The organism is Streptomyces actinomycinicus, assembly GCF_016741775.1.
GTDB lineage: Bacteria > Actinomycetota > Actinomycetes > Streptomycetales > Streptomycetaceae > Streptomyces > Streptomyces actinomycinicus.
In genome coordinates this window covers 144,702-169,050 of the sequence record NZ_JAERRK010000012.1, presented here as the reverse complement: position 1 = coordinate 169,050, position 24,349 = coordinate 144,702, and the positions used below count along the sequence as shown (strand labels likewise).

21 protein-coding genes are annotated in these 24,349 nt (G+C 72.9%); 5 read left to right on the top strand and 16 right to left on the bottom strand.

The genetic code is table 11. The features are described from left to right. Positions 1 to 52 precede the first annotated feature (52 nt). From JK359_RS23275 to JK359_RS23265, 3 genes are all read right to left on the bottom strand, one after another. Positions 53 to 229, bottom strand: a complete 177-nt coding sequence (locus JK359_RS23275; protein WP_201838894.1) for a DUF8839 family protein — start codon at positions 227 to 229, stop codon at positions 53 to 55. A 153-nt stretch (positions 230 to 382) separates the two neighbouring features. Then, entirely contained in the window at positions 383 to 1,027 is a 645-nt protein-coding gene (locus JK359_RS23270) for a DUF899 domain-containing protein (protein WP_201838891.1), read from the bottom strand. Positions 1,028 to 1,332: 305 nt separating this feature from the next. Continuing rightward, a complete protein-coding gene (locus JK359_RS23265) occupies positions 1,333 to 2,499 on the bottom strand; it encodes a cytochrome P450 family protein (protein WP_201838890.1) in 1,167 nt (388 codons plus the stop codon). Here JK359_RS23265 and JK359_RS23260 point away from each other — a divergent pair. Beyond that, positions 2,498 to 2,782 carry a hypothetical protein gene (locus JK359_RS23260; protein ID WP_201838888.1) on the top strand — a complete coding sequence of 95 codons (285 nt, stop codon included), beginning with the start codon at positions 2,498 to 2,500 and terminating at the stop codon, positions 2,780 to 2,782. The genes JK359_RS23265 and JK359_RS23260 overlap by 2 nt on opposite strands. Positions 2,783 to 2,868: 86 nt before the next feature. On the opposite strand, the gene JK359_RS23255 is transcribed toward JK359_RS23260, so the two are convergent. The 4 genes from JK359_RS23255 to JK359_RS23240 form a co-directional block, all read right to left on the bottom strand. Continuing rightward, a complete protein-coding gene (locus JK359_RS23255) occupies positions 2,869 to 4,746 on the bottom strand; it encodes an FUSC family protein (protein WP_201838886.1) in 1,878 nt (625 codons plus the stop codon). 218 nt (positions 4,747 to 4,964) lie between these two features. Beyond that, positions 4,965 to 5,681, bottom strand: coding sequence for a uracil-DNA glycosylase (locus JK359_RS23250; protein WP_201838884.1), 717 nt, complete (start codon positions 5,679 to 5,681; stop codon positions 4,965 to 4,967). A gap of 145 nt (positions 5,682 to 5,826) precedes the next feature. Further along, entirely contained in the window at positions 5,827 to 6,513 is a 687-nt protein-coding gene (locus JK359_RS23245) for a class I SAM-dependent methyltransferase (RefSeq protein ID WP_201838882.1), read from the bottom strand. 74 nt (positions 6,514 to 6,587) lie between these two features. Next, entirely contained in the window at positions 6,588 to 7,499 is a 912-nt protein-coding gene (locus JK359_RS23240; RefSeq protein ID WP_201839056.1) for an acyltransferase domain-containing protein, read from the bottom strand. 137 nt (positions 7,500 to 7,636) lie between these two features. On the opposite strand from JK359_RS23240, the gene JK359_RS23235 reads away from it, so the two are divergent. After that, entirely contained in the window at positions 7,637 to 7,969 is a 333-nt protein-coding gene (locus JK359_RS23235) for a DUF6343 family protein (protein WP_201838881.1), read from the top strand. Between the two features lie 31 nt (positions 7,970 to 8,000). On the opposite strand, the gene JK359_RS23230 is transcribed toward JK359_RS23235, so the two are convergent. The 4 genes from JK359_RS23230 to rpsA all read right to left on the bottom strand — a co-directional run bounded on the left by JK359_RS23230 (position 8,001) and on the right by rpsA (position 12,372). Further along, positions 8,001 to 8,381 (bottom strand): tetratricopeptide repeat protein, encoded by a 381-nt coding sequence (locus JK359_RS23230; RefSeq protein ID WP_201838879.1) that lies wholly within the window; start codon positions 8,379 to 8,381, stop codon positions 8,001 to 8,003. Between the two features lie 49 nt (positions 8,382 to 8,430). Beyond that, the gene (gene coaE / locus JK359_RS23225) at positions 8,431 to 9,042 is read right to left on the bottom strand and encodes a dephospho-CoA kinase (protein ID WP_201838876.1); all 612 of its coding nucleotides are present in this window, start codon (positions 9,040 to 9,042) and stop codon (positions 8,431 to 8,433) included. A gap of 497 nt (positions 9,043 to 9,539) precedes the next feature. Next, positions 9,540 to 10,478 carry a PAC2 family protein gene (locus JK359_RS23220; protein WP_201838874.1) on the bottom strand — a complete coding sequence of 313 codons (939 nt, stop codon included), beginning with the start codon at positions 10,476 to 10,478 and terminating at the stop codon, positions 9,540 to 9,542. Positions 10,479 to 10,881: 403 nt separating this feature from the next. Continuing rightward, positions 10,882 to 12,372, bottom strand: coding sequence for a 30S ribosomal protein S1 (gene rpsA, locus JK359_RS23215; RefSeq protein ID WP_201838872.1), 1,491 nt, complete (start codon positions 12,370 to 12,372; stop codon positions 10,882 to 10,884). 365 nt (positions 12,373 to 12,737) lie between these two features. On the opposite strand from rpsA, the gene JK359_RS23210 reads away from it, so the two are divergent. Beyond that, the gene (locus tag JK359_RS23210; RefSeq protein WP_201839048.1) at positions 12,738 to 13,574 is read left to right on the top strand and encodes a class I SAM-dependent methyltransferase; all 837 of its coding nucleotides are present in this window, start codon (positions 12,738 to 12,740) and stop codon (positions 13,572 to 13,574) included. Between the two features lie 274 nt (positions 13,575 to 13,848). Further along, positions 13,849 to 16,374: an ATP-dependent helicase HrpB gene (gene hrpB / locus JK359_RS23205; protein ID WP_201838870.1), complete on the top strand. Its 2,526-nt coding sequence runs from the start codon at positions 13,849 to 13,851 to the stop codon at positions 16,372 to 16,374. Positions 16,375 to 16,440: 66 nt separating this feature from the next. On the opposite strand, the gene pgfA is transcribed toward hrpB, so the two are convergent. The 3 genes from pgfA to JK359_RS23190 form a co-directional block, all read right to left on the bottom strand. Beyond that, positions 16,441 to 17,433 carry a cell envelope lipid trafficking protein PgfA gene (gene pgfA / locus JK359_RS23200; RefSeq protein ID WP_201838868.1) on the bottom strand — a complete coding sequence of 331 codons (993 nt, stop codon included), beginning with the start codon at positions 17,431 to 17,433 and terminating at the stop codon, positions 16,441 to 16,443. 27 nt (positions 17,434 to 17,460) lie between these two features. Next, positions 17,461 to 17,595: an SPW_0924 family protein gene (locus JK359_RS23195; RefSeq protein WP_201838866.1), complete on the bottom strand. Its 135-nt coding sequence runs from the start codon at positions 17,593 to 17,595 to the stop codon at positions 17,461 to 17,463. A 179-nt stretch (positions 17,596 to 17,774) separates the two neighbouring features. Continuing rightward, a complete protein-coding gene (locus JK359_RS23190) occupies positions 17,775 to 19,550 on the bottom strand; it encodes a lytic transglycosylase domain-containing protein (RefSeq protein WP_201838864.1) in 1,776 nt (591 codons plus the stop codon). A 327-nt stretch (positions 19,551 to 19,877) separates the two neighbouring features. Here JK359_RS23190 and JK359_RS23185 point away from each other — a divergent pair, with 327 nt between their 5' ends. Next, positions 19,878 to 20,741 carry a DUF4184 family protein gene (locus JK359_RS23185; RefSeq protein ID WP_201838862.1) on the top strand — a complete coding sequence of 288 codons (864 nt, stop codon included), beginning with the start codon at positions 19,878 to 19,880 and terminating at the stop codon, positions 20,739 to 20,741. On the opposite strand, the gene JK359_RS23180 is transcribed toward JK359_RS23185, so the two are convergent. Continuing rightward, positions 20,659 to 21,060 (bottom strand): hypothetical protein, encoded by a 402-nt coding sequence (locus JK359_RS23180; RefSeq protein ID WP_201838860.1) that lies wholly within the window; start codon positions 21,058 to 21,060, stop codon positions 20,659 to 20,661. The two genes, JK359_RS23185 and JK359_RS23180, sit on opposite strands and share 83 nt — an antisense overlap. Before the next feature lie 297 nt (positions 21,061 to 21,357). Continuing rightward, positions 21,358 to 24,084 (bottom strand): DNA polymerase I, encoded by a 2,727-nt coding sequence (gene polA / locus JK359_RS23175; RefSeq protein ID WP_201838852.1) that lies wholly within the window; start codon positions 24,082 to 24,084, stop codon positions 21,358 to 21,360. Positions 24,085 to 24,349: the final 265 nt, after the last annotated feature.

Genomic DNA, 24,349 nt, shown 5'->3' with positions numbered 1-24,349 from the left:
GCGCGTCACTCCCGGCGCGAGGACGTGCCCGCTCACTTCGCGTCACTTCGCGTCACTTCACGGCTTCGGCCCCACGCACGACCACCAGGAACGTGTCGGTGGCGAGATCCATGACGACCTCGGCGGGCAGGCCTTCCAGACGCCGCGCGTGAGCGAACTCCTCCGCGGGCCAGGATCCCCGGGGACCACCGGCGGGAAAGCGTTCGAGCACCGTTCGCCCGTTCACCATCTCGCACCTCCAGAAAGCGTCGTCCTTGTAGGAGTTAACGCTCGGGAGATGGGAAACGGCTCGCTCGGTGACGGGACTGAGACATTGTCGACACCAGCTCGGCGCGGACCGTGAGGATCCGTTCACCTTGTGGCACGAACGGCACCCTCCGTGTCAGAAATCGTACTCGTCGTGAAGGCGGAGCCGGTCGCTGCCGGCGGGGCTGCGGCCAAGCGCGGTCAGATCAAGCAGACCGGCGATGGTGCCGAGTCCGTCCAGCGCGTCGTCGTACACCGAGTAGGTGTGGAAGACCCGGTCGTGGTCGCGCAGGAAGCAGCTGAGGCCGGGGCGTTCGACCGGTTCGCCGCCCGACTCCACGGTGGCCTCGAAGTCGCGGTTGAAGTCGCTGTGGCTCGACGAGTACCAGGGCACCGCCCAGCCCATCCGCGCCTTGAACGGCAGGATCCGGGTGAACGGCGCCCTGGAGACGGCCGCGAACGAGGTGTTCCGGGCGCGCAGATGTGCGAGGTGGCCGACCTGGTCCAGGAAGGCCGCGCAGCACGGGCAGCCGGCCTCCCACTCCGGGGCGAACATGAAGTGGTGGACGACGAGCTGGGCCCGTCCCTCGAAGAGGTCGAGGAGGGTGGCCTTGCCGTCGCCGCCCTCGAAGACGTACTCCGGGTCGGCCTCGGTCATCGGCAGCCGCCGCCGCTCGGCGCCCAGCACCTCACGCGCCCGTCTGACCGCCTCCTCCTTGCGCTGCAACTCCTCGCGCGCCGCGCGCCACTGCTCGCGCGAGACGATCTCCGGAAGCGACATGGCCCCTCCTGTCCGACGGTCGGTTCGGGGTGGTGACTGTCGGCAGATACGGAACTCATCGCCGTACGGAGAGAAGATTTCCGGCAGTTTTTCCGGGACTTTTCGGGGCGCCGCACGCAGCACTGCTCCCGGCGCCGCACGCAGCACTGTTCCCGGCGCCGCACGCAGCACTGTTCCGGCACCGCATGCAGCACTGTTCCGGGCGCCGGGCGCAGCACCGGCCGTCGGCGTCTGCGCCCTGTCGCCCCGTCAGTACGCCGGCCCGCGAGCCCCTCAGTGATCCCGCCCGAAAGCCCGACGGCCCGTCAGTACGTCACCGGCAGCGCCACCAGCCCCCGCGCCCGCAGCGACGGACGCCACCGCAGTTCGCCCTCCGCCAGGGCCAGTGCGGGGAACCGTTCGAGCAGGGCGGCCAGGGCGATCTCCGTCTCCACGCGTGCGAGCGGGGCGCCCAGGCAGTAGTGGATGCCGTGGCCCAGGGCGAGCTGACCCGAGGCGTCGCGGGAGATGTCGAGGCGGTCGGGGTCGGGGAAGCGGGCGGGATCGCGGTCGGCGGCGGACAGGGACACCCACACCGTCTCGCCGGCCGGGACGGTCACCCCGGCGATCGTGACGTCTTCGACGGGGAACCGGCGCATGGCGAGCAGCATGGGCCCTTCGTAGCGGGCGAACTCCTCCACGGCGGACGGCAGTCGCGCCGGCTCCTCGCGCAGGGCGGCGAGCTGCTCCGGGTGCTGGAGGAGGGCGAGCACGGAGTTGCCGATGAGCTGGACCGTGTTCTCGTACCCCGCGAAGAGGATGAGGAAGGCCAGGGACATCAGCTCCTCCTCGCTGAGCCGGTCACCCTCGTCGTGTACGGCGATCAGGTCGGAGAGCAGGTCGTCGCCCGGCGCCCGGCGCTTGGCCTCGACCAGCCCGGTGAGGAAGCCGAGCATGGCCGCCATCGCCTCCTTGGCGGCGTGCGGGCGAGCCGGGTCGGGGGCCGTCAGGCCGTCGGTCCACTGCCGGAAGTCCAGCCGGTCCTCTTCCGGGACGCCGAGGAGGTCGCAGATGACGGTGATCGGCAGCGGGGCCGCGTAGGAGGCGACGAGATCGGTGGTGCCGTGCGGACCGAGGGCGTCGAGGAGCCGGTCGGCGGTGCGGCGGATCGGGTCGCGCAACTGCTGGATGCGGCGCGGGGTGAAGGCCCGGCCGACCAGGCGCCGGATCCGGGTGTGGTCCGGCGGGTCCATGTTGAGGAGATTGGCGTCCAGGGTGGGCGGCAGGGAGAGGCCCCTGTACGTGCCGGCCGTGGCGCGTCGTTTGTCGAGCGAGAGCCGCGGGTCGGTGAGGGCGGCACGGACGTCGTCGTACCGGGTGACCAGCCAGGCGGGGGTACCGTCGGGCCCGGTGATGCGGTGCACGGGCGCGGTGTCACGCAGGCGCCGGTAGATGTCGTAGGGATGCTCGAGCAGGCCGTCCGCGGGATCCATGGCGCCAGCCTACGCGGCGTCAGATGTCGTACGGCTGGATGCGCCGGCCGTGACCCCGGTCGACCAGAACGGGCGATCGGTTCTCCAACTCCCTTACGGCGGAGGCTACATCGAGGGCGAGCAGCTCGCGGTCACGCATGAGCCCGTGCCGGGCGAGGCTGGTGTCGGTCTGGTCGCCGTTCTCGGCGGCGTGGATGTGAACGCGGAGTTCGTGGCGTGCGTGCGGCAGTTGATCAGCCCGGGCAGCGCGACCTGGGTACGGTGCCGTCGTACCGTGGTGTGAGCAGAACCGTGCATCCGGTCCCGGGCCTGTCGCCGCTTCGGCCGGCGGCACGGTTCGGTTTCGGCCGGCGGCACGATCCGGTGTGGTTACGCGGCCGTCGGTAGCGGTACCTGTATTCCCTGCTGCTCCAGTTCTCCCAGCGCCTCCCGGAGCCGGTGGAGGTGGCGTGGGGTGAGGCGGCCGGTGTCGTCGAGGTGGACGGCGCAGGCCGTGGTCGTGTCCACGAGGCGTTCCAGCACCTCGGCAATCGCGTCCGTACCCTCGGAGTGCCGGGCGAGTACGGGTAGTTCGGCGGCGGTGACCGCAATGGCGGTGCGTGCCTCGGCAAGGGTGCGGTAGGCCTCCCGGCGCAGGGCCCACCGCTCGGTGGGGTCGCCGGACTCGCCGAGGACGTGCAGGAGGTAGGCGTGGGCGGCGCTGCCGGCCACGGTGAGCCGGTCCCGTACCCCGCCGCCGCGTCTTCCCGGCATCGGCAGATGACCTACGACCAGGACGAGCGCGCAGGCGAGCAGGGTCTCACCGATCCGGCTGACCGAGGCCTGGGGCTCCCCGCCGGCCATGACCAGGGCGAGCACGAGGACGGTGACGACGGCGGTCAGCGCCGCGAAGTGCCGGGTGGCGACGGGGACCAGGGCACCGCACACCGCGACCAGGGCGATCAGCCCGGCCGGACGGGGCAGCAGCGCCGCGAGACCCGCGAAGACCAGGGCACCGAGGACGGTTCCGGCCGCCCGGCACAGTACTCGCGAGGCGAGCGGGCCGAGGTCGGGCTTGACCAGGAAGACGGCGGTGGCGGGCAGCCAGTACCAGTGCGCGTGCTGCCCGTACCAGCGCGTGTGGTGCAGCGCCTGGGCGATGGCGGCGCTGGCGCCGAAGCACACGGCGACGCGCAGCCCGTACTCGCGCCCGCCGGGACCCACCGCGGCGCGCAGCGCCTGCCGGAGACCCCCGCGCCGGCCGAGCAGCCCGCGGTGGGCGCCCTCGGCACGGTCGAGTGCCTCGGCAGCGTGCAACAGGGCGTCGTCCAGAGCGCGCAGGGCGGGCGCGGACCGGCGTGGCGCGGGCAGCGGGCCGGTGCCCGTGCTGCCGCGGACGGCGGCGGCGAGCCGCCGGGGACCCTCGGCCGCCCGCGCCGGCACCGGCTCCCCCGCCCAGTACAGGGCGGTCGCGGCCTCGGCGAGGGGCAGCGCCGCGGCGAACCCTGCGTGCAGCCGGCGTTCGGCGGCGGAGCCGGCGTAGCGGCGCAGCCGGGGCCCGGCCAGGGCGTCCTGGGCGTGGTCGAGTGCGGCGGTCAGCGCCACCCGCCGGGCGGTGGCCCGCTCTCCGCCCACGGCGTCGAGCAGCGCGGCGACGGCGTCGTACACGTCGGCGACCGCTTGCCGCTCCCCGTCGAAGCGGAAGTCCCCGACGAGCGAACCGGGGGTGGGCAGCGCGAGCCGCAGCACCAGCAACCAGCCAGCCCCGGCGAGAAAGGCCAGGGCACGCTGCCAGCCGCTCTCGGCCGCCGGCATCCCCGCGCCGACGGCGGCGGCGACGAGCAGTTGCGTTCCCGCGGCGGAGGCGACGGGTCCGACGGCGCTGAGGCCACCGGCGACCAGGCCGAGCCCGGTGAGGGCCAGGGTCAGCGGCACGGCGGCCAGCCCCTGCCCGGCGTATGTGCCCACGAGCAGGCCGAGGGCCCCGGCCATTGCGGGCACGCCGAGCCGCGGCACGGAGGCCCGCCGGCTGCCGGGCCGGTCGTTGATGCCGCCGAGCATCGCGGCGATGGCGGCGAGCACCCCGGCGGCCGTCCGTCCGGCGAGCATCCCGGCGAGCAGCAGCGGCCCGGCGGTGAGCGCTCCCCGGGTCATCGCGCTCCAGGGGACGGGGCCGCGCTGGGCGCGGAAGGCATGGGCGAGCCAGGCGGGTACGGCGGGCCGGGACACGGGGCTCCTGTTCGTACGAGGGCGGGAGGGGTGGGCCATCGGACGACGCCGGCCGGGCCGTTGATCCACGGTAGGACGCGTTCCCCGTCCGGGCGCTGCGATCAGGTTTCGCCTGTGTGAAAGATGGCCGGACGGCTGGTTTCTTTATGAACGCAATACTTGGACCTTGCTTATGAAGGTACTACGCGCCGTCTTCCTTACAACGTGACATCTGACGGCGATCCGCCCGCTTCGGTCTGCAGGGGGCTCGCCGTGGTCTACGGCAGCCCTGCCGCATGGGCCGCCGTTGCCAGCACCTCGCGCAGCATCTCGGCGGTGAGCCTGCCGGTGAAGGTGTTGCGCTGACTGACGTGGAAACAGCCGAAGACGTCCAGGCCGTCGAGCGCGACCCGGGCGCCGTGGGCGAAGGCCGGGCGTGGACGGGGCACGGTCCAGCCCGCCTCGGCGAACGCGGGCAACGCCGCCTGCCAGCCGAAGGCACCGAGAACCACCGCGGCCCTCATCGTCGGGCGGAGCAGGGTCAGCTCCTGCACCAGCCAGGGCCGGCAGGTGTCACGCTCGCCCGGCGTCGGCTTGTTGGCGGGCGGGGCGCAGTGCACGGGCGCGGTGACACGCACGCCGTACAGCTCCAGCCCGTCGTCGGCGCTGACCGAGGTGGGCTGCGAGGCGAGCCCCACGTCGTACAGCGCCTGGTACAGCACGTCTCCTGAACGGTCCCCGGTGAACATCCGCCCGGTGCGGTTGCCACCGTGCGCGGCCGGGGCCAGCCCGATGATCACCAGCCGGGCGTCGGGCGGACCGAATCCGGGCACCGGCCGCCCCCAGTACGTCCAGTCGGCGAACGCGGCCCGCTTGGTGCGGGCCACCTCCTCACGCCACTCGACCAGCCGGGGACAGGCCCGGCACCCGGCGACGCGTCGATCGAGCCGGGCCAGGGCGCTGCTGCCGTCCGCGCGGCCACCGCTGTCGTCCATACCGCCACCGTATGCCCCGATTCGAACGGCCCAATGCGGCGGTCCCGGGCCCGAAGCGACTGGCTGGCGAGGAGCCGACGGAGACCGCTGAGGCCGCTTCGCCGGGGTCGCGGTCAGCGAGGCGGGCCGGATCGGCCCGGAGAATTCATCGCCGTGCCGCAGGCAATACCCTCACCCACGTCCCGTCCTCGGTCAGACAGCGGTCCACCTCCAGTCCCGCCTCGGCCAGTGCCGATTCGAACTGGGCCTTCGTCAGGGGCCGTGCCAGGAACGTCTGGGTCCAGGTCGCGTCGGGGAAGACGTACTCCGCGCGGACCGAGTTCACGCCCTCTCCGGCCGGCACCGCCGAGGCGATGCGAACGGTGAAGCCGCTCGGGTCCGTCCGTTCCCTCGGCACGTCGGTGTGGTAGTTCTCGCCCTCCCGCTGGACGAGTACACAACCGCCCTCCGCCATGTGCCGGGCGCAGGTGCGCAGCATGCCTCTGCGTACCTCCTCGTCGGCGACGTGCACCAGGAACGACGCGAGCATCACCACGTCGAACCTCTCGCCCAGGTCGAGGTCCTCGATGGCGCTGCATATCGTGCGCGCCCCGCGGACCCCGGCCAGCATGTCAGCGGACTCGTCCACGGCCGTGACCGTGAAGCCGCGCTCCAGCAGCGGGTGGGTCATCCGGCCCGCCCCACTGCCCAGCTCCAGGATGTGTGCCCCGGCCGGCACCGCCGCGGCGATGATGTCGGGCTCCTCGCCCACCGGCAGTCGCGCGTACAGCTCGACCGCGCAGCCGTCCGGGGTGATCGCACCCGGTCCCGTGCCCTCGTGTCCCTCACGCATTTCGACCTTCATGACCGGACAACGGCCGTTCCCCGCAAGCCCGTTCCCCACCTCCGGCTGTTCACCCGTTCGAGCTATTCAGCCGAGAACGGGAACCATCCGTGCCCGACGTACCAGTGGCCGCCCGCACGCAGATGGTCGCCGATCGCCCGCTCCACCGTCGTACGCCGGGGCAGCTGCGCGACGGGCAGGTCCGGATCGCCGAAGACGAACTGGACCGGTTCGGTGTCGGCCGGCTCGGCGCCGTCGCGGGCGATGCGGAACCGTTCCTGGAAGCGGAGGATGTTGGACCCGGCGGGGAGGTAGCGCCTCAGCTGCGTGTCGAGGAGCCAGGAGTGGCAGAGCACGGCCACGGGACGCTCCTCGGGGAAGTGGAGGGGGAAGAACGCGCGGGCCATCGCCAGGGAGCGGTCGGAGGCGGTCGGGGTCAGCGGGCCGTGGTAGTCGGGGATGTGCAGGTTCAGGCAGGGCGTCCCGGGTGCCGCGTCCAGTCCGGCCGCCCGCAGCAGCGGCGCCGTGCGCTGTTCGAGCCGGGCCCGCTCGAACTGCAGCCGTCCCAGCTGGTACAGCTCCCCGCGGAAGTGGCGGACGAGCCAGCGTCGCGCCTGTACACCGGTCCGGCCGTGCCGCCGGCGGTGCACCGCGATGTGCCGGCCCAGATCGGCGAGGGTGCGGCGGGAGATCTCGGCGGGGATGCCGCGTGCCCGGTGATGCGCCCGGGTGTGCGGCAGGGCGGCGAGGAAGACGTACACGGGGAAGATGTCGGACAGGTCCGCCGGGGCCGCCGCGAACAGGTCGGCGAGGTCGGGGATGCGGCCCGTGTCCTCGGGCTCGCGGAACAGCTCCTCGACGCAGTCCGCCAGGAGTCTGCGCGTGCCCGGGTCGGCGGTGACCCTCTGCCCCTGTGCGACGAGTGCGTTGATGTCCTCGTGCGGGACGGTGAGGTCGAGGAGCAGTTCGGGCAGGTCGTCGGCGTCCGGCAGCACGGGCGGTCCCCCTTCGGCCTCGACGGACGTCGTCGCCACGCGCCCCGCGACCCGGTCGGTGTCGGTCGACGTCGTCCCTGCGAGCGTTGTTGCGGGTCGTCATCGAAGAGTACGTTGCAAGGAGGAGTGGTGATCCGATGCGTACGGGCAGTGAACCGGCGACCGCGCGCAGTGCCCTGCGGGCGCGTTTCTGGCTGAGCGTGTGGGGACTGGTCTGGGCGATCTTCGGTACGGCGGCGTTCGCGCTGGCCGGACGCCCTGGCTGGGCGGCGGCGTGCGGGGTGCTGTGGCTGGTGGTCACCGTCGACATGGCGCTGATCCTCAGGCACATGCGGCAGGGCCCGCACTATCAGCCGGGCCGTGACGTCCCGCCGTACCCGCCGCCGGACGACGGTCCGCCGTACCCGCCGCCGGACGACGGTCCGCCCTACCGGCGGTACCGAGGGCCACCGCGGCACCGCCATCCGTGAGCGGTTCTCTCGGCGACCCGCGTCGGTTCGGTCAGTCGTCGAACCGTGCCGCTTTCCGGTACTGCGGGTTGGGGTCGAGGGCGGCGGCCAGCCGGAAGTGGCGTTTGGCCTGGTCGGGACGGCTCATGCGCTCGTAGGTGCGGGCCAGGGCGAAGTGCGCGAACGCGTTGTCCGGCTCACGCTCCAGCACGATGGTGAACTCCAGCTCGGCGGGGCGAAGTTGTGCGGCGGCGAAGAAGGCGCGGGCGCGCAGCAGCCGGGCGGCGGTGTTCTCGGGGTGCATGGCGATGACCTCGTCGAGCAGCTTCACCGCGCCCCGCGGGTCCCGCGCGTTGAGCAGTTGCTCGGCGGCACGGAAGTCGATGACGTGCGTTTCCGGAGTACGTCCGGTGGAACCGCTGGTCTCGGGCACGGCAGAGTCCTTCCCTCACTCCCGGGGTTCAACGCCCCGGGCGGGGACGCTATTCCGCGCCGCCGCGGCTCGACCGCCGCACCAGTTCCTCCCACACCTCCGCGACGCGCTTGCGCAGTGCGTCCAGGGGGACGTCGTTGTCGATCACGATGTCGGCGATCTCCCGGCGCTGATCGCGCGTCGCCTGTGCGGCCATGCGCGCGCGTGCGTCCTCGGGGGTCATCCCACGCAGCCGGACCAGCCGGTCGAGCTGGGTGTCGGGGTCCGCGTCCACGACGATGACGAGGTCGTAGAGCGGTGCGAGACCGTTCTCGGTGAGCAGGGGCACGTCGTGGACGACGACGGCGTCCTCGCCCGCGGCGCTCTCCAGTTCACGGGAACGGGCACCCACGAGGGGGTGCACGATCGCATTGAGGACGGCGAGCTTCTCGGGGTCGGCGAAGACGACCGAGCCGAGCCGGGGGCGGTCCAGGCTGCCGTCGGCGGCGAGGACGTCCGTGCCGAAGGCCTCGACCACCGCCGCGAGGCCGGGGGTACCGGGCTCCACCACCTCGCGGGCGATGCGGTCGGAGTCGACCAGCACGGCCCCGTGCTCCACGAGCAGCCGCGAAACCTCGCTCTTGCCGGCGCCGATCCCGCCGGTCAGGCCCACTGTCAGCATGGGCGGAAGCCTAGACGCTCCGCCGGGGAGCCGGAACGACGGGTGCGACCGGCACGACGCGTACCCGCCGGGGGCCGGAACGACGGGTGCGACCGGCACGACGCGTACCCGCCGGGGGCCGGAACGACGGGTGCGACCGGCACGACGCGTACCCGCCGGGGAGCCGGAACGACGGGTGCGACCGGCACGACGCGCACCGGCCGGAACCACGGGCACCCCTGAACGGCGGACACGCCGGTGCGCCGGGCCTGCCGGGACGACAACCACGAAGCGCTACGCCGAACGTGCCGGGGCGACCGCCACCAAGCGCTACGCCTGGCGCGCCGGGGCGACGGCCACGAAGCGCTACGCCGGGCGTCCGTGGGCGACCGCCACCAAGCGCTACGCCTGGCGCGCCGGGGCGACAGCCGTGGGCCGGTACGACAGACACGGTCCGTCAAGGCGGTTCCAGGCGGTGGGGCCGTATGAGTCGGCGGACTGCCCCCGTGGGGGCCGCGTCAGTTGTCGCCCTCGCGTTCCGCCAGGAAGCGCTCGAACTCCAGCCCGATCTCGTCGGCCGACGGGATCTCCACGGGCTCGGCGAGCATGTTGCCCCGGGTCTCGGCGCCGGCAGCGGCGTCGTACTGGTGTTCCAGGCCCTGGACCAGTGCGGTCAGCTCCTCGTCGCCCTCCTGGATCTGCCGGTCGATCTCGGTCTGGGTGCGGTGCGCGTCCGTGCGCAGGGAGTGCGCGACGCCGGGCAGGACCAGGCCGGTGGCGGCCGTGATGGCCTCCAGGACGGTCAGGGCGGCGTCCGGGTAGGCCGAGCGGGCGATGTAGTGCGGGACATGGGCGGCGACACCGAGGACGTCGTGGCCGGCCTCCATGAGGCGGTACTCGACCAGCGACTCGGCGCTGCCGGGGACCTGGGCCTCCTCGAAGGGGCTGCGGTGGCCGGGGACGAGGTCGTTGCGGTTGCCGTGCGGGGTGAGGCCCACCGGGCGGGTGTGCGGAACGCCCATGGGGATGCCGTGGAAGTTCACGGAGAGGCGGACGCCGAGCCGCTCCACGATCTGCTGCACGGCCGCCGCGAAACGCTCCCACTCCACGTCCGGCTCGGGGCCGGACAGCAGCAGGAAGGGGGCGCCGGTGGTGTCCTGGACAAGGCGGACCTCCAGGGCCGGCACCTCGTAGTCCGTCCAGCGGTCCCGCTTGAAGGTCAGCAGGGGCCGGCGGGCGCGGTAGTCCACGAGCCGGTCGTGGTCGAAGCGGGCAACGAGCTGGTGGGGCAGTGAGTCGAGCAGCCGCTCGACGATCTGGTCGCCGGTCTCGCCTGCGTCGATGTATCCGTCGAAGTGGTAGAGCATGACCAGTCCGGCCGATTCCTGGGCGAGCGCCATGTCGACGACGGCCAGGCCCTTCGGCTCCCATGCGTACAAACCCTGCGGATCAAGCACTGTGACCGCTCCTCCTCGTGTTCGTCATGCACAACGCGCCCTGGAACGCGGGCATTCCCGCGATACGCCACTGATCAGCGATCTCGTGCCGGACACCTTGACGCCCTGTCAGCTGGTCCGTGGCTTCACCAGTCATCGGCGTTCATCATGACGACCAAGGTTCAGGCTGGCGGACGGCACCTGCAGGGGCCTGGCGAACATCCCGGTGACCGGCCGAGGAGCGACCGGGTGATCCCCTGGGGGCGCGGGGAACCGCGCGACCGGCCACGGCCGGCCGGCACTCGAAGGGCAACGGCCGGCCGGCACCCGAATGGCGAAGGGGGACGGAGAAAGCCCGAGGGCCCGCACCTGTAACGGTGCGGGCCCTCGGAACTAGGGACTAACCCTCAGCTCTGGGAAGAGCTCAGCTCTGGCCACCGGCCAGCTTCTCCCGCAGCGCAGCCAGCGCCTCGTCCGAGGCGAGCGCACCGGAGGTGTCCGCGCCCTCGGAGGAGTACGAACCGCCGGTCGCGGCCGGAGCCGCAGCCTCGCCGCCCTCGGCCGCAGCAGCGGCGTCGGCCTCGCGGGACTTGATGACCTGCTGCTGGTGCTGCTCGAAGCGGGTCTGCGCCTCGGCGTACTGGCGCTCCCACTCCTCGCGCTGCTTCTCGTAGCCCTCGAGCCAGTCGTTGGTCTCGGGGTCGAAGCCCTCGGGGTAGATGTAGTTGCCCTGGTCGTCGTAGGACGCGGCCATGCCGTACAGGGTCGGGTCGAACTCGACCGAGGCCGGGTCGGCACCGAAGGACTCGTTGGCCTGCTTCAGCGAGAGGCTGATGCGACGACGCTCGAGGTCGATGTCGATGACCTTGACGAAGATCTCGTCGTTGACCTGGACGACCTGCTCCGGGATCTCCACGTGGCGCTCGGCCAGCTCGGAGATGTGGACCAGACCCTCGATGCCCTCGTCCACGCGGACGAACGCACCGAACGGAACCAGCTTCGTGACCTTACCGGGCACGACCTGGCCGATCTGGTGGGTGCGGGCGAACTGCTGCCACGGGTCTTCCTGGGTCGCCTTCAGCGACAGGGAGACGCGCTCGCGGTCCATGTCCACGTCGAGAACCTCGACGGTGACTTCCTGGCCGACCTCGACGACCTCGGACGGGTGGTCGATGTGCTTCCAGGACAGCTCGGAGACGTGAACCAGACCGTCGACGCCACCCAGGTCCACGAAGGCACCGAAGTTGACGATCGAGGAGACGACGCCGGAACGGACCTGACCCTTCTGGAGGGTGGTGAGGAACGTCTGGCGGACCTCGGACTGGGTCTGCTCGAGCCAGGCGCGGCGGGACAGGACCACGTTGTTGCGGTTCTTGTCCAGCTCGATGATCTTGGCCTCGAGCTCCTTGCCGACGTACGGCTGCAGGTCGCGGACGCGGCGCATCTCGACCAGGGAGGCCGGCAGGAAGCCACGGAGGCCGATGTCGAGGATGAGACCACCCTTGACGACCTCGATGACGGTACCGGTGACGATGCCGTCCTCTTCCTTGATCTTCTCGATGGTGCCCCAGGCACGCTCGTACTGGGCGCGCTTCTTCGAGAGGATCAGGCGGCCTTCCTTGTCCTCCTTCTGGAGGACCAGGGCCTCGATCTCGTCGCCGACGGCCACGACCTCGTTCGGGTCGACGTCGTGCTTGATCGAGAGCTCGCGGCTCGGGATGACACCTTCGGTCTTGTAACCGATGTCGAGCAGGACCTCGTCCCGGTCGACCTTCACGATGACGCCGTCGACGATGTCGCCGTCGTTGAAGTACTTGATCGTCTCGTCGATCGCTGCGAGGAATGCTTCCTCGTTACCGATGTCGTTGACCGCAACCTGCGGGGTGGTGGCGGTGGTCTCGGTGCTGCTCGTCATGTGGGAAAGGGCTCCGGTACGGACATTGAAGTCGTAGGTACTGCTTACGCCGGGAGCCCGTTTCGCTCTGCAGAAGCCGGACAGCCAAGGAAGCGCCCCACCAGGAACTGGTGATGGCGCCTCGACAACCGAGGGGACATACAACAGATGCGAGCGCAGCCTGCTACGTCTGAGGTGCGCAGGCCCGCAGCGCAACTTGTAGCATACGGGGGCAGCCGGACAGGGTCAATGCGCGAAGGCGCACACCCGGGGCAGAACGCCGCATAACCGGCAGAAGAAACGTCCCAACAGGCCACACGGGCCCGTGGGACCCCTTCCGCGGTCACCCCCGGCGGGTTGCCCGGAAGGGTACGACGAGGGAGCAGATCATCCAAGAGCCGGAAGCGCACGAGCCGGAGGGGTCCGAGGAGCACGAGCCGCAGGCCACCCGGCGTGACGCGGACGTGACGGAGAGCACGCGGGCCAACCGTGGCTGGTGGGACCGCAACGCGGACGAGTACCAGACGGAGCACGGCACGTTCCTCGGGGACGACCGCTTCGTGTGGGGCCCGGAGGGCCTGGACGAGGTGGAGGCCGAGCTGCTCGGCCCGCCGGAGGAACTGAAGGGCAAGGAGATCCTGGAGATCGGCGCGGGCGCGGCGCAGTGCGCGCGCTGGCTGGCCGCCCAGGGCGCCCGTCCGGTGGCCCTGGACCTCTCGCACCGCCAGCTGCAGCACGCCCTGCGGATCGGCGGGGCGTTCCCGCTGGTGTGTGCCGACGCCGGCGCGCTGCCCTTCGCGGACGGCTCCTTCGACCTGGCGTGCTCCGCGTACGGGGCGCTGCCGTTCGTGGCCGACCCGCGGCTGGTGCTGCGCGAGGTGCGCCGGGTGCTCCGGCCGGGCGGCCGGTTCGTGTTCTCGGTGACGCACCCCATCCGCTGGGCGTTCCCCGACGAGCCGGGTCCCGAGGGCCTGTCGGTGTCCGCGTCCTACTTCGACCGCACGCCCTACGTGGAGCAGGACGAGCAGGGCCGCGCGGTCTACGTGGAGCACCACAGGACGCTGGGCGACCGGGTCCGGGACATCGCGGCCTCGGGCTTCCGGCTGGTGGACCTGGTGGAGCCGGAGTGGCCGGCCTGGAACACCTCGGAGTGGGGCGGCTGGTCTCCCCTGCGCGGCAACCTGATCCCGGGCACGGCCGTCTTCGTGTGCGAGCGGGACTGACCCGCTGATCCGCCCCGCACCTTTCGTACGCGCGTGACGTGCGCCTGCGCGTACACGCGCGAGGAAGCCCGCGCGCGCGTACGCGTGCACGCACGCGGTGGAGCCCGAGCCGGCACACACACGCGTGAGGGGCCGTTCGTGCGGAGCCCGAGCCGGTACACGCACGCGTGGAAGGCCGTTCGTGCGGAGCCCGAGCCGGCACACGCACGCGTGCGGAGCGCGTAGCCGCACGCGCGCGTGGGGGCGGTTTCGCGGTCGTACGACACTGGGGGGCGTGATCCGTTACGACGCTCTGGACGCGCTGCCCGTGCGCTCCGCCCTGCCCGCCCTGACCGACGCCCTGGAGGGTGAGGGGACCGCCGTCCTCGTGGCGCCTCCCGGTACCGGCAAGACGACGCTGGTGCCGCTCGTGCTGGCCGGGCTGGTCGGTGGGGGTCCCGCGCGGCGGATCGTGGTGGCCGAGCCCCGGCGGATCGCGGCGCGGGCGGCGGCCCGGCGCATGGCGTGGCTGCTGGGCGAGCAGCCCGGCCGGTCCGTCGGTTTCACGGTGCGCGGCGAACGGATGGTGGGGCGGCACACGCGCGTGGAGGTCGTGACGACGGGTGTGCTGCTGCAGCGGTTGCAGCGTGACCAGGAGCTGGCCGGTGTCGACGCCGTCGTGCTCGACGAGTGCCACGAGCGGCATCTGGACACCGACACGGCGGCCGCCTTCCTGTGGGACGTACGGCAGGCGCTGCGGCCGGAGCTGCGGCTGGTGGCCGCGTCGGCGACCACGGACGCTGAGGGGTGGGCGCGGCTGCTCGGCGGGGCTCCGGTGGTCGAGGCCGCCGGTACGGCGCATCCGGTGGAAGTGGTGTGGGCGCCGCCGGGCCGTCCGGTGCGGCCGCCGCACGGGATGCGGGTGGATCCCGCGCTGCTGGCGCACGTGGCGTCGGTGGTGCGGCGGGCCCTGGCCGAGCGTGAGGGGGACGTGCTGTGCTTCCTGCCGGGTGTCGGGGAGATCGCGCGGGTGGCCGGGCAGCTCGGCGGCCTCGGCGGTGTCGACGTGCTCCAGGTGCACGGGCGGGCTCCCGCCGCGGTGCAGGACGCGGTACTGGCGCCCGGGGAGCGGCGCCGGGTGGTGCTGGCGACGTCCGTGGCGGAGTCGTCGTTGACGGTGCCCGGGGTGCGGGTGGTGGTCGACGCCGGGCTGGCGCGCGAGCCTCGGGTGGATCACGCGCGCGGGCTGAGCGGGCTGACCACCGTGCGGGCGTCGCGGGCCGCGGGGCGGCAGCGGGCGGGACGCGCCGGGCGTGAGGCGCCGGGCGCGGTGTACCGGTGCTGGGCGGAGGCCGAGGACGGCCGTCTGCCGGCGTTTCCGGCGCCGGAGATCAAGGTGACCGACCTGACCGCGTTCGCCCTGCAGGCGGCCTGCTGGGGCGATCCGGACGCCTCCGGTCTGGCCTTGCTGGATCCGCCGCCGGGTGGGGCGATGGCGGCGGCGCGTGAGGTTCTGTCGGCCGTGGGGGCGGTGGACTCCGCCGGACGGGCCACGGAGGCCGGGGCGCGGCTGGCCCGCCTGGGGGTGCACCCCCGGCTGGGCCGGGCGCTGCTCGACACGTCCGGGAAGGGTGCCGAGGTCGTCGCGCTGTTGTCGGAGGAGGTGCCGCGGGACTACGGCGACGATCTCGCGGGGGCGCTGCGGCGGGCCCGGCGCGGGGGTGACGCCTACGCGGGGCGGTGGGCCGTGGAGGTGCGACGGCTGCGGGGTGCCTCGACGGAGTCCGGCCGCCCGCCCGCTCATCACCGTCGGTCCCGGGTGCCCGCCGAGGCAGAGGGTGCTTCGGGGGAGGGCCTGGTCGGGCTCGTCGCCGGGCTGGCGTTTCCCGAGCGGGTGGCCCGGCTGGACGGCGGGTCGTACCTCATGGCGTCGGGGACGCGGGCCGAGGTGGCCGAGGGGTCCGCTCTGCGGGGCGCTCCGTGGATCGTCGTGGTGGTCGCCGACCGGCCCTCCGGCACGGGCCACGCGCGCGTACGGCTCGGGGCGGCCGTGACCGAGGACGTCGCGCTCGCCGCGGCCGGGGCACTGCTGGCCGACGGGGAGGAGGTGCACTGGGCCGACGGGGACGTCGTGGCCCGGCGTGTCGAGCGGCTGGGGGCGATCGAGCTGGCGGTACGGCCGCTGCGGGACGCCGACCCGGCTCTCGTACGGGCCGCCCTTCTCGAAGGCCTCCGCGCGGAGGGGCTCGCGCTGCTGCGCTGGTCGCCGGCGGCGCAGGTGTTGCGGCAGCGGCTGGCGTTCCTGCGGGCGCATCTCGGCGAGCCGTGGCCGGACGTGTCGGACGAGGCGCTGCACGCGCGTGTGGACGAGTGGCTGGAGCCGGAGCTGAGCCGGGCCCGGCGGCGGGCGGATCTCGCGCGGATCGACGCCGGGCAGGCGCTCGCGCGGCTGCTGCCCTGGGCGGGCGGGGAGGCCGCGCGGCTGGACGAACTGGCGCCCGAGCGGATCACCGTGCCGAGCGGGTCCGGGATCCGGATCGACTACCGGGATCCGGAGCGGCCGGTTCTGGCCGTCAAGCTGCAGGAGATGTTCGGGCTGCGGGAGACGCCGGCGGTGGCGGGGGTGCCGCTGCTGGTGCACCTGCTCTCCCCCGCCGGGCGGCCCGCCGCCGTCACGGCCGACCTCGCGTCGTTCTGGCGGGACGGCTACCGGGCCGTCCGGGCGGAGCTGCGCGGGCGCTATCCGAAGCATCCGTGGCCGGAGGACCCCGCGACGGCCGAGCCGACCCGGCACACGAAGGCGCGGATGAGGCGGGACTGAGACCGGGGGCGGGTGCTCGGACGGTGAGGACGCGGGGCCGAGTCCGGGCGCGGGCGGCGTGGCCGGTCAGGTGGTGACGGGCGCGGGGTCCGCCGTCCCGCTCGGTTCCGGGGACTGCGGACGCCGGGCGCGGGCTTCGAGGCAGAGGGCGAGGGCCAGGAGCAGCAGGCCGAGGGCGAGGGAGGTCCGCGGGACGTACGAGGTGAGTGCCAGGACGAGGGTGCGGTTGTGCTTGACCAGGGCGACCGTGTGTTCGATGTAGTCCTCGCGCATCTTCACGTGCCCGGCGAAGGCCGTGACCTTGGCGCGGTCGCCGAGCAGGCTGCCGCCGCGGAGTTCCTCCTTGTGGATCTCCTCGCCGTAGACGGGCGCCCCGGTGACCGGTTCGACCCAGAACTTGCGGACCGTGCTGTACCAGCGGGTCGTGCCCGTCCTGGCGACCGACTCCGGTGTGATGCCCTGGACGGGCATCGTCTTCGGCATGGGGACCTTGGTCCAGGGGACGGTCTGCTCGAAGTAGTAGACCGTCAGGCCGCGGAAGGTCCGGGTGCCCTCGTAGTGGATGGGGCCGGTGGTGCGGGTCTGCGCGTCGAAGTACTCGTAGTCCCGTCTCTGGGTCAGGAAGGGCCACTTGAACTCGATGCCCTCGCGGGTGACGGGGTCGCCGTCGACCATCTCGCCGGTGGCGTGCACGGGGTCCTGGCTGTGGGCGTCGAAGATGTAGCGTTCGGGCACCTTGGAGACCATCTTGCCGTCGGGGCCCTGGACGTAGGACAGGCTGTCCCAGACGACGACCGGCCGCCCCGCCGTCTTCTCGATCTTCTCGGCTGCCTCCACATCGCCCTTGAGCGTCTGCACGATGGTGACCTTGGAGACCTTCTTCGCGCGCATGGTGCCGTAGTCGAGGAGGGTGGCGTCCCGGGCTTCCAGGACCATGTCCTGGTACTGGTTCGCCGGGATCCTGGCCAGGTGCGGGAAGGCGTACCAGCGCAGCAGCGGGGCCAGTGCCGCGAAGAACACGGCGAAGGCGAGCAGGACCAGGCTTGCCGTGCGGCGCATCTCGGCCTCCTTCCCGGACGGGCGCGGCTACGGGTGCGAGGGCACCGTTGTCAGCAGCGGCTTGGGGGACGTCCGGCCCGAGGGCGAGCCCAGAGCGCTGATCCCGAGGACCAGGGCGAGCGCGAGGGTGAGACCGGTCGCGGCGGCGATCAGGGCGCGCATTCGGGCCTCCCGGCGTGCGGTCGCTGTCCCGGCGGGTGCCGGCCGGTCGCTGATGGAGCGTCAGGTCGGTCGTCAGGTGGGGCACCGTAGCAACGGGCGGGCGAGATGAGAACAGCGGTGCGCGCACGAACGAGGGCGCCCTCCCCGGCGGAGCGGGGAGGGCGCCCTGCGGTGTGGCCTCAGGAGGCGGACGGGCCGGCGGATGTCGGGTCGGCGGAGGGGCTCGGGGAGGGGCTCGCCGGGGAGTCGGCTGCTGCGACCTTCAGTTCGACGGTGAGGGTCGCGCCACCGGTGGTGGTGAGGCGGAGCAGGAAGGTTCCGGTGGTGTCGTCCGCGTACAGCTTCGGCAGCGTCAGCAGGCCCTCGGCGTCGGTCCGGAGGCCGGTGAGGGTGCGGACCGGCTTGCCGTCGGCGCCCTTGAAGTAGGGGCCCTTGTCGTTCTCCGTGGCGTCCGCCGTCGACTTGATCAGGGTGGCGGTGGCCGCGACCTTGTCCGCCGCGGCGCCCTTGTACGTCGCCTTCACCTGGACCTGGTCGGCGAACTCGCCGGCGGGGGTGCAGGTCAGCGGGGTGTCGCTGGTGCGGGCCAGGGTGTCGGCGGCGCGCGCGGTGACGGTGGCGGTGTAGTCGACGCCCTTGACCGTGCGGCCCACGACGGCCGCGGTGACCTTGAAGTCGCCGGTCTTCTCGCCGGCCTGGAGCGCCGGTGCGTGCGCGACGCCCTTGGGGTCGGTGGTGACCGTGGCCACGGTCTCGCCGCCGGCGAAGGTGGCGTCGGTGTCCCCGGCGATGGTGAACCTGACCCTGACCTTGGCGACGGACTTGCCCACCTTCGTCTCGGCGCGGGCGCTGATCCGCTCGCCGAAGGCGTCGCCGGCCATCGCGGTGAACTTCTCCGGCCCGGCGTTCTCGAGGTGGTCCACGAGGTCGGTCTGGGACGGCGGGGTCGGCGGGACGGGCGGCTTCGGGGGCTTGGGCGTCTTCGGCGGCTTCGGGTCGGGGGTCTCGTGACCGCCGTGGTCGCCGCCGGGCTTGCCCGGCTTGCCGGGCTTGCCGGGCTCGGGGTCCGGCCGGGTCGTCGGCGGGTCCGAGGGCTTCGGGGAGGCGGGCCGGCCGGAGTTGTCGTCGCTGCGGTGCCCGGGCACGCCGCCGGTGCCGTCGGGGACGGAGTGGGCACCCTTGCGGTAGTACTCCATCCAGTTCAGGACCAGGTTGAGGTATTCCTGCGAGTTGTTGTAGCTGAGGATCGCCCGGTGCAGGTCGGCCTCGTGGGCCAGGTCCCAGTCGTTGCGGCACAGGTAGTGGCCCGCGGCGAGCGCGGCGTCGTAGACGTTGTTGGGGTCCTTCTTGCCGTCGTCGTTGCCGTCGCGGCCCGCCCAGGCCCAGGTGGACGGGATGAACTGCATGGGGCCGATGGCCTGGTCGTACGTGCTGTTGCCGTCGTACGCGCCGTCGTCGGTGTCCTGGATGAGCGCGAAGCCGTTGCCGTCGAGCTGCGGGCCCAGGATCGGGTGCAGCGTGGTGCCCTCGGCGTTGACCTGGCCGCCGCGGGCCTGTCCGGACTCGACGTTGCCGATGGCGGCGAGCAGTTGCCAGGGCAGGTTGCAGCCGGGCTTGGAGGCGCGCAGCTCGGTCTCGGCCCTCTTGTAGGCGTCCAGGACCGTCGCCGGGATGCCGCCCTCGGTCCTGCTTACGGAGCCGGAGGGACCGACGCTCGACGAGGGGCTGGGGGCGGGGCTGTTGAGCGGCGGCAGGTCCGTGTAGTACGGGGAGTTACCGGTGGCGTTGCCGTCGGCCTCCGGGGCGGAAGTGGCGGTTCCGGCTGTCGTCCGTCTGCCGTGGTCGTCGCCGGTCGCTCCCGGAGCCTGGGACGCGGAGAGAGCCGCGACCGCCGCCGCGGCCACGGCGGTGGTCGCCGCCCCCTTGCGCAGCCGCCTGCCGAAATGCGCCGCCATAGAGTGAACCCCTCCCGTGGACGCCCGGTGCGTCCGTCTCCGTCGGTCTGCCTCGCTCTGGTGTGACGGTTGACCCGGTGCTCTGGTTGCGCCTGTGCCGCTTCTCCGTCTGTGCGATGTGTGTTCTACCGCGCACGGGCGCGGCGACGCACGTGACCCTACGGCAACTTGCTTTGACCGGGCACCCGTTCGCGCCCGGTTTTCACCGGTTGGCCAACTGTCGTTGTCCTGGGCGGTCCCGAACGACGGTCCCGCATACTGGGCGGGTCCGATCGGACCTGATCACCGGTGGCGGCGCCTGGCCGACGACCGTTCTGGGGGGCTCTGTTGCCGTTCACACTCAGCCATGCGGCAGCCGTGCTGCCCGCGGTCCGCCGGGACGGGAGCGGCCGTGGCCGACTGGTTCCGACGGTGCTCGTCGCGGGTTCCTTCGCGCCCGACATGCCCTACTACGTGGCCGGGATCCTGCCGGGCGGAATGGAGTTCGGCACGGTCACGCACGCGTTCACCGGGGTCGCCACGGTGGACGTGCTCATCGCGTGGCTGCTGGCGGGACTGTGGCTCCTGGTCCGCGAGCCGTTGCTCGCGCTGCTGCCGCGGGCCCGGCAGGGCCGGCCGGCCGCCCTGCTCCACAGCGGCGCGCCACGCGCGCGCGTGCGGGCCGCTTCGGTGGGGTGGTGGTACGGCTCGGCGGTGCTCGGGGCGCTCACGCACGTGGTGTGGGACGCGTTCACGCACCACGGCCGGTGGGGGACGCGGCTCGTCCCGGCCATCGGCCGGGACCGTCCGGCGGGCCTGCCGCTGTTCGCCTGGTTGCAGTACGCGTCGTCCGTGGCGGGTGCCGTGGTGATCGCGGTGTTCGTGTTCCGGGCGCTGCGCGGGGCGCCGGCTGGCGGGGCGCCCGCGGGTGTGCCCGTGCTGTCCCGGCGGGACCGGTGCTGGGCGCTCATGGTGATCGGCGGCTGTGCGCTGGCCGGGGCGGTGCAGCGGACGGCCCGGTGGTGGGCCGGGCCGGGAGCGGCGGCGCGGCCGTGGGAGCTGGTGCCCACCCTGTGCTTCGGGGTGGGCGCCGGGCTGGTCCTGGGCCTGCTCCTCTACGCGGTCGGGGTCAGGGTCTGGCGTCCGGGCGCCGGTCCCGGCGGTCCCGGCGAGGTGGTCGGCGCCGGCCGGGAGCGGACGGCCGCTCGGTGAGGGACGCGACGAAGACCGTGAGCGTGTGCCGGGGGCGTGATCTCGGGATCAGGGTGACGGTCAGGGCGAGGTAGCCGCGGGCCAGGTCGGCCCACTGACGCCAGTCGGGCGTGCGGGCCGGGCGGCCGGCGAGTCCGCGGCGGAGTTCCTTGGTGACCCTGCGGACGGTGGCGGCCAGGTCGGCCGGGATGCGGGCGGTGCTTGCGCCGGCCGCGAAGGCCGGGACCGGCGACGCGGGCACGGCCTGCGCCGAGAAGCTGTCCGCCCGGGCCCGGGGGGTCGCCTCGGGTGTCCGGCGGTGAAGCGTGCGTATACCCATGCCCGCAGTGTTGCGGCTGCCGGGGGTGCGGGGCGTTCTGACGGGGGCCACGAGAGTGACGGGCCCTGCGGCAGCGGGCCGGCTGCGCGGGGCGTGGGGCCGAAGGGGGCGGCGGCCTGCACTCGGCTGCGACGCCCCTCGTGGGGCGAAGGGGCAGCGGCCTGTATCTGGTGGCAACACCCCGCACGGAGCCGAGGGGCACATCGGCCCGCACGCGGCCGCGACGCCCCTCGTGGGCCGAAAGGGGCGGCGGCCTGTACTCGGCTGCGACGCCTCCCTCGGCCCGTGCGCCGCGGGCTAGTGCGCTGCGGATTCCCAGTCCGGGCCCACGCCCACCGAGACGTCGAGCGGTGCCCTCAGGGTGACGGCGGCGGCCATCTCCCGGCGGACGATCTCCTCCGCGGCCGCCCGCTCGCCGGGGGCGATCTCCAGGACGATCTCGTCGTGGACCTGGAGGAGCATGCGGGACTTGAGGTCCGCCGCTCGCAGCGCGCTGTCCACCTTGAGCATGGCCATCTTGACGATGTCCGCCGCCGTGCCCTGGATGGGCGCGTTGAGGGCCATGCGCTCGGCCGCCTCACGGCGCTGGCGGTTGTCGCTGTTGAGGTCGGGGAGGTAGCGACGGCGGCCGAAGAGGGTCGCCGTGTAGCCCGTCGCCCGGGCCTCGTCGACCGCCCTGCGCAGGTAGTCCCGGACCCCGCCGAAGCGCTCGAAGTACGCGTCCATCAGGGCGCGGGCCTCGGCCGCCTCGATGTTCAGCTGCTGGGAGAGGCCGAACGCGGACAGACCGTAGGCGAGACCGTACGACATCGCCTTGATCTTGCGGCGCATCTCGGCGTCCACCGCGGAGGGGTCCACGGCGAAGACCTGGGACGCGGCCGTGGTGTGCAGGTCCTCGCCGGAGGTGAACGCCTGGATCAGGCCCTCGTCCTCGGAGAGGTGGGCCATCACCCGCAGCTCGATCTGGCTGTAGTCGGCGGTCATCAGGGACTCGAAGCCCTCGCCGACGACGAAGCCCCGGCGGATGGCCCGGCCCTCGTCCGTGCGGACCGGGATGTTCTGGAGGTTCGGGTCCGTGGAGGAGAGGCGGCCGGTCGCGGCGACGGTCTGGTTGAACGTGGTGTGGATCCGGCCGTCGCCCGCGACGGTCTTGATCAGGCCCTCGACGGTGACGCGGAGCTTCGCCTGCTCACGGTGGCGGAGCATGATCACCGGCAGCTCGTTGTCGGTCTGGGTGGCGAGCCAGGCCAGGGCGTCGGCGTCCGTGGTGTAGCCGGTCTTGGTCTTCTTGGTCCTGGGCAGCGCCAGCTCACCGAAGAGGACCTCCTGGAGCTGCTTGGGCGAGCCCAGGTTGAACTCGTGGCCGGCTGCCGCGTGCGCCTCCTTCACGGCCTGCTGCACCGCACCGGCGAACATCTGTTCCATCGCTTCGAGGTGCGGGCGGTCCGCGGCGATGCCGTGCCGCTCCATGCGGGCGAGCAGCGCCGACGTGGGCAGCTCCATGTCCCGGAGCAGGTCGGCGGCGCCCACTTCCTCGAGGCGGTCCTCGAAGGCCGCTCCGAGGTCCAGGACCGCGCGGGCCTGGATCATGAGGGCTTCGGCCTCCGCGCCGTCGTCCGCCCCGAAGGCCAGCTGGCCGTCGGCCGCGGCGGCGGGGGCCAGCTCGCGGTGCAGGTACTCCAGCGACAGCGCGTCCAGGTCGAAGGAGCGGCGGCCCGGCTTGACCAGGTAGGCGGCGAGGGCGGTGTCCATGGTGACGCCCTCGACGCTCCAGCCGTGCTCGGCGAAGACACGCATGGCGCCCTTGGCGTTGTGCAACACCTTGGGCCGGTCCGCGTCGGCCAGCCAGGCCGCGAACGCGTTCTCGTCGGCCTCGTCCAGCTCCGAGGGGTCGAACCACGCGGCCGCTCCCCCGTCCGCGGCGAGGGCGACCTCGGCGACGGAGCCGGTGCCCAGCGCCCAGGTGTCGACGGTGGCGACGCCCAGCGTCCCGGCGCCGTGCCCGGCGAGCCAGGGGGCCAGCTCACCGGTGCGCAGGATCCGGCCGTCGATCTCGACGCCCTCCGTGGCGACCGGGGTGGTCTCGGCCTCCTGGCCGCCGGGGTCGACGGCGAAGAGGCGCTCGCGCAGGGACGGGTTGCGGATCTCCAGGGTGTCCAGGACCATCGCGACGGTCTTGCGGTCGTACGGGGCCCGCTCGAGGTCGGCGACCGTCCTCGGCAGCTCCACGTGGCGCTCCAGCTCGGTGAGGACGCGGTTGAGCTTGACCGACTCGAGGTGGTCGCGCAGGTTCTGTCCGGCCTTGCCCTTGACCTCGTCGGCGCGCTCGACCAGCTCCGCGAACGAGCCGAACTGGTTGATCCACTTCGCGGCGGTCTTCTCGCCGACGCCGGGGATGCCCGGGAGGTTGTCGGACGGGTCGCCGCGCAGGGCCGCGAAGTCGGGGTACTGCGCCGGCGTCAATCCGTACTTCTCGAGAACCTTCTCCGGGGTGAACCGGGTCAGCTCGGAGACGCCCTTCGTCGGGTAGAGGACGGTGGTGTGCTCGGTGACCAGCTGGAAGGAGTCGCGGTCGCCGGTGACGATCAGCACCTCGAAGCCCTCGGCCTCGGCCTGGGTGGCGAGCGTGGCGATCACGTCGTCCGCCTCGAAGCCCTCGACGGCGAAGCGCGGGGCCTGCATCGCGTCGAGCAGCTCGCCGATCAGCTCGACCTGGCCCTTGAACTCGTCCGGGGTCTTGGAGCGGTTCGCCTTGTACTCCGTGAACCGCTCGGAGCGCCAGGTCTTGCGGGAGACGTCGAAGGCGACCGCGAAGTGCGTGGGCGCCTCGTCACGCAGGGTGTTGGCCAGCATCGACGCGAAGCCGTAGATCGCGTTCGTCGGCTGGCCGGTCGCGGTCGTGAAGTTCTCCGCGGGCAGCGCGAAGAACGCGCGGTAGGCCAGCGAGTGCCCGTCCATGAGCATCAGCCGGGGTCGCGTGCCGCCGGGGTTCTTGTCGGTCTGCTTCGATGCTGTCTCTGCCACGTCCCCGATCCTGCCACGCCGCACTGACAGTCCGGACCGGGTGCGCCCGCCGGGTGTGAGCGCCGGCACAGCGGGCCGGGGTACCGGGCGGCGGCAGCCGCCGGCGGTGGGGCGGCGGCAGCCGCCGGCGGTGGGGCGGCGGCAGCCGCCGGCGGTGGGGCGGCGGCAGCCGCCGGCGGTGGGGCGGCGGCAGCCGCCGGCGGTGGGGCGGCGGCAGCCGCCGGCGGGGCCCGGTGACCGGCGCCTGTCGTGATGTCCAACGGCA

Coding starts and splice junctions, on each gene's coding strand:
- JK359_RS23275 (WP_201838894.1), bottom strand. CDS start 229: ATGGTGAACGGGCGAACGGTGCTCGAACGCTTTCCCGCCGGTGGTCCC.
- JK359_RS23270 (WP_201838891.1), bottom strand. CDS start 1,027: ATGTCGCTTCCGGAGATCGTCTCGCGCGAGCAGTGGCGCGCGGCGCGC.
- JK359_RS23260 (WP_201838888.1), top strand. CDS start 2,498: ATGGCGCCAGCCTACGCGGCGTCAGATGTCGTACGGCTGGATGCGCCG.
- JK359_RS23265 (WP_201838890.1), bottom strand. CDS start 2,499: ATGGATCCCGCGGACGGCCTGCTCGAGCATCCCTACGACATCTACCGG.
- JK359_RS23255 (WP_201838886.1), bottom strand. CDS start 4,746: ATGGCCCACCCCTCCCGCCCTCGTACGAACAGGAGCCCCGTGTCCCGG.
- JK359_RS23250 (WP_201838884.1), bottom strand. CDS start 5,681: ATGGACGACAGCGGTGGCCGCGCGGACGGCAGCAGCGCCCTGGCCCGG.
- JK359_RS23245 (WP_201838882.1), bottom strand. CDS start 6,513: ATGCGTGAGGGACACGAGGGCACGGGACCGGGTGCGATCACCCCGGAC.
- JK359_RS23235 (WP_201838881.1), top strand. CDS start 7,637: ATGCGTACGGGCAGTGAACCGGCGACCGCGCGCAGTGCCCTGCGGGCG.
- coaE (WP_201838876.1), bottom strand. CDS start 9,042: ATGCTGACAGTGGGCCTGACCGGCGGGATCGGCGCCGGCAAGAGCGAG.
- rpsA (WP_201838872.1), bottom strand. CDS start 12,372: ATGACGAGCAGCACCGAGACCACCGCCACCACCCCGCAGGTTGCGGTC.
- pgfA (WP_201838868.1), bottom strand. CDS start 17,433: ATGCGCCGCACGGCAAGCCTGGTCCTGCTCGCCTTCGCCGTGTTCTTC.
- JK359_RS23195 (WP_201838866.1), bottom strand. CDS start 17,595: ATGCGCGCCCTGATCGCCGCCGCGACCGGTCTCACCCTCGCGCTCGCC.
- JK359_RS23190 (WP_201838864.1), bottom strand. CDS start 19,550: ATGGCGGCGCATTTCGGCAGGCGGCTGCGCAAGGGGGCGGCGACCACC.
- JK359_RS23180 (WP_201838860.1), bottom strand. CDS start 21,060: ATGGGTATACGCACGCTTCACCGCCGGACACCCGAGGCGACCCCCCGG.